The organism is Kaistella sp. (assembly GCF_032060305.1).
Classification (GTDB): Bacteria; Bacteroidota; Bacteroidia; order Flavobacteriales; family Weeksellaceae; genus Kaistella; species Kaistella yananensis.
Genome location: NZ_DAMBHK010000117.1, coordinates 1 through 3599 on the forward strand (window position 1 = coordinate 1; position 3599 = coordinate 3599).

Sequence of the window (3599 nt, forward strand, 5' to 3'; positions counted from 1 at the left end):
TAAATCCGCTCCAGTTCCTCCGCAGAAATTTGGGTTTTAAACATTCCGTAGTTCACGGTCACTTTCTGGTTTTTGTCGATTTTTTCGATGGTTCCTACACTCGTGCTGCCCGAAATCCGTACGCGCTGGCCTACTTTAAGCCAAACTGCGCGTTCTTTCGCTTTTTTGTCTTCGAGTTTTTCGTTGGTTTCGGCAATTTTTTCCTGTACGTTTTCCTTTTTGAGTTGTTGGGTGATTTTGCGTTTTACAACCTGAAGTTTCTTCGTCTCATCTTTATCGGAAACTAATTTTCTGAATTTTTCCTGTTCCAGAATCTTCACAAAATCTTTTACTACATCTTTTCTCGATTTCCCTTTCACATAAGAATCAATAAATCCTTCGATCTTGTTGCCGAACTGCAGTTTGCGGTGTTCTTCCTCATACAGTTTCTGGAAATTGAAAAGTTTCTGCTGAAGCTGTTCATTGAGTTTTTCCAGATTTTCCTTTTTATTCTGGGTCGATTCCTTCTGTTCCGTGAGATTGGTTTTGAGTTTCTCGACCTCAAATTTTTCCTGCTGAAGTTTTACAATGGTTTTGTCGAGATTTACAATATCGTGTTCCACCTTTTTCTTTGCGGAATTAATAATGAAAGCCGGGATTTTATTTTTCTGGGCCACTTCGAAAGTGAAAGAACTGCCGGCCTGGCCAACTTCCAGTTTATATAAAGGTTCCAAAGAATGCTCGTCGAAAAGCATGGCAGCATTCTGCGCATTGGGAAGCTGCTCGATCACCAGTTTAATGTTGGTGTAGTGCGTGGTAATGATGGCGAAGCTTTTCTTTTTATAGAAAAATTCAAGAAAACTTTCTGCCAGCGCGCCACCCAGTTCAGGATCCGAACCGGTTCCGAATTCATCAATCAGCAAAAGCGTGTTTTCATCGGCTTCACGAATAATTCCGGACATTTTTTTCAGTCGTGACGAATACGTGGAAAGATGATTCTCGATGGATTGGTTGTCGCCAATGTCGGTCATAATTCTGTCAAAGAAAAACATTTCGGATTTCGGATGTACGGGCACCAGAATACCGCTCTGGATCATTAACTGCAGCAATCCGACCGTTTTTAGCGTGATTGATTTTCCGCCTGCATTTGGCCCGGAAATACACAAGATGCGGTTGTGTTCGGTTAAGGTAAAGGTCTGCGGAAAAATCTGTTTTTTTTCTTCACGGTTCCGCAGCAGCAAAAGTGGATGATAGGCATTTACGAGTCTGAGTGTTTTGTGCCGGTTGATTTTGGGTAAAATTCCGCCAATGTTTTCGGCGAATTTAGCTTTCGCTCTCGTTAAATCCAGATCGAAAATGTAAGTCTGGTAGTCTGAAAGCTGGGGCTGGAATTCTGCAATTTCAGCGGTAAGTTTTCTTAAAATCTTATCGACTTCTTTTTTCTCCTCTTCAATGTCTTCGCGGAGTTTAAACTGATGTTTCACCACTGATTCGGGCTGAATGTAGGTAATCGATCCGGTTTTTGAAACGCCTAAAACCCTTCCCGGAACTCTTTTTTTATAGCCCGATCTTACGGCTAAAACCCTTTGGTCATCAATGATGCTTTCTCGGATGTCGTCAAGAAAATCTGTGGAGGAAAGCGCCGTTAAAGTACGGTTGAAGTTTTCCTGAATGGCTTTTCGGGCGTGGGAAATTGCTGTTCTCAAGGTTTTAAGAACAGGTGATGCTTCACTTTTTACTTCAGCAAAACGGTTAAAAACCTTGTCTATTTTGTCGATGATTTCTTTTCTGTATTCCAAACCGCTGATATCGTTGTTCAGATTTTGAAAGAGATCGCCGTACACCGGAAAAAACTTCTGAAGCCTGCCGATTTGCTCGGTCAAACTTTTTATTCTGATAAATGCCGCGTTTTCTAACCTGAAATTTTCAATAACCATCAGCTTCAGTTCTTCCTCGATATCTTCATATTCGCTGAAAGGAATCGCATTGTCGCTCTCGAAACTCGAAAGGAATTCCGCCACTTTTCTTAATGACAGTTCGGCCTCATCAATGGAAAAAGGCCTGAGTTGGGTGATTTTATATGCGGTTTTTGCGGAGTACGCAAAAGGGGCAATTTCCGCGAGTAATTCGGGAAATTCCAGTTCTTCTAATTGATCTTTAGTAATATGCACGTAGCAAATTTAATGAGATTTTCGGGAACTTGGGAATGCAATATTTATTTATATTTGATGTCTTTAATAGTAAAAATCTGTTAGCCATTAGAACATGACTTGGAACGAAATTCTTGCCCCAATTAAAAATACCGAATACTTCGAACATCTTTGGCAGAAGGTGAAAGAAGAATACGCTGCAGGTAAATGTTTTCCGCCGAAAAACCAAATCTTCCGTGCGCTGGAACTTACGCCTTTCGATGAGGTGAAAGTTGTAATTATCGGTCAGGATCCGTATCATAATGATTTTCAGGCAAATGGTTTGTGCTTTTCGGTTTCTGAAACTGTTGCTGCACCGCCTTCACTTAAAAATATTTTCACTGAACTTAAGGATGATTTAGGAATTGAGAGAACAAAAAAGGAACTCGACGACTGGGCACAACAAGGTGTATTGTTATTGAATGCCACGCTTTCGGTGAGGGCGCATTCGCCCAATTCTCACAAAGATCTGGGTTGGGAGAAATTCACCAATTTTATTATAAAAGCGATCTCTGACCGAAAAGAAAATGTAGTGTTTGTGCTTTGGGGTGCTTTTGCACAAAAAAAAGAGGAATTTATTGATTCCTCTAAACATTTTATCATTAAATCTGCGCATCCATCGCCATTTTCGGTGTACCGCGGCTTCTATGGAAGCAAACCTTTTTCTAAAATAAACGATTATCTTAAATCGAAAAATTCAGAAATTATTTCGTGGTAGTTCCGCTACCTGTACTTCCTTTGGAGAACTGAAGTCCGATACGGTAAGACCCCTGAAGTGCCTTAAAGCCTTTAGCTGAAGTAGTTTCAGGAGTTACTTCCACTAAAGATATGGTGTAGCCGTTAAATTCCTGAGATTTGGTGTACCCTTTTTTTGCATCGCTCATTGTGCTCAGTTTCAGGGTTACAGGTCGTGTGTAAAGACCCATAAATTCTACATCTGCGGTCGCAACTCCGGCCCAGATGCAGTTGACGTCTTTCGGACAGCGGCTGTCTTCAGTCATTTTTTTGAAGGTAACATTCATTTCATATTCTTTGAAGAATTTATTTTCACCTTCTTTCAGATAAACAATTCCGGCTGTATTTTTCACGGTTGAATTTTGCTGTTCTTTTTTAGCTGTTTCCACAGCTTCTTTATCCGGTGGTAAGCCTACCGACATTTCGGGTTCGCCGTTCGACTTGGATTTTGTTGTGCCTGATGTTTGGTTTGTCGTCACATCTGAAACTTTTGGTTCTGCTGAATTCGCTGAAGTTTCTGTCTTTACAGTTTCCTGTTTAGCAGGAGTTTCTGAAATTTTCGGGTTTTGGCAGGTCGCTAAAGTTAAAATGCCAAAGGAAGTGAGGATAAGTCTGTGTATCATGATGTTAAATTTAAAGGATGTCGAATAACACGACCAAAAACATTGCCAGACCCACCATAAAGTTGAAACCTGT

General features: G+C 40.7%; 3 protein-coding genes. 1 reads left to right on the top strand and 2 read right to left on the bottom strand.

Annotated elements, in window-relative coordinates; genetic code table 11:
• On the bottom strand, positions 1–2150 hold a 2150-nt coding region (locus V5N63_RS11330; RefSeq protein WP_332034027.1), incomplete at its 3' end, for an endonuclease MutS2.
• A gap of 94 nt (positions 2151–2244) precedes the next feature.
• Here V5N63_RS11330 and V5N63_RS11335 point away from each other — a divergent pair.
• Positions 2245–2886 carry a uracil-DNA glycosylase gene (locus V5N63_RS11335; RefSeq protein WP_332034028.1) on the top strand — a complete coding sequence of 214 codons (642 nt, stop codon included), beginning with the start codon at positions 2245–2247 and terminating at the stop codon, positions 2884–2886.
• Here V5N63_RS11335 and V5N63_RS11340 read toward each other — a convergent pair.
• Positions 2873–3526, bottom strand: a complete 654-nt coding sequence (locus V5N63_RS11340; RefSeq protein WP_332034029.1) for a hypothetical protein — start codon at positions 3524–3526, stop codon at positions 2873–2875. The two genes, V5N63_RS11335 and V5N63_RS11340, sit on opposite strands and share 14 nt — an antisense overlap.
• Positions 3527–3599: the final 73 nt, after the last annotated feature.

Coding starts and splice junctions, on each gene's coding strand:
- V5N63_RS11335 (WP_332034028.1), top strand. CDS start 2,245: ATGACTTGGAACGAAATTCTTGCCCCAATTAAAAATACCGAATACTTC.
- V5N63_RS11340 (WP_332034029.1), bottom strand. CDS start 3,526: ATGATACACAGACTTATCCTCACTTCCTTTGGCATTTTAACTTTAGCG.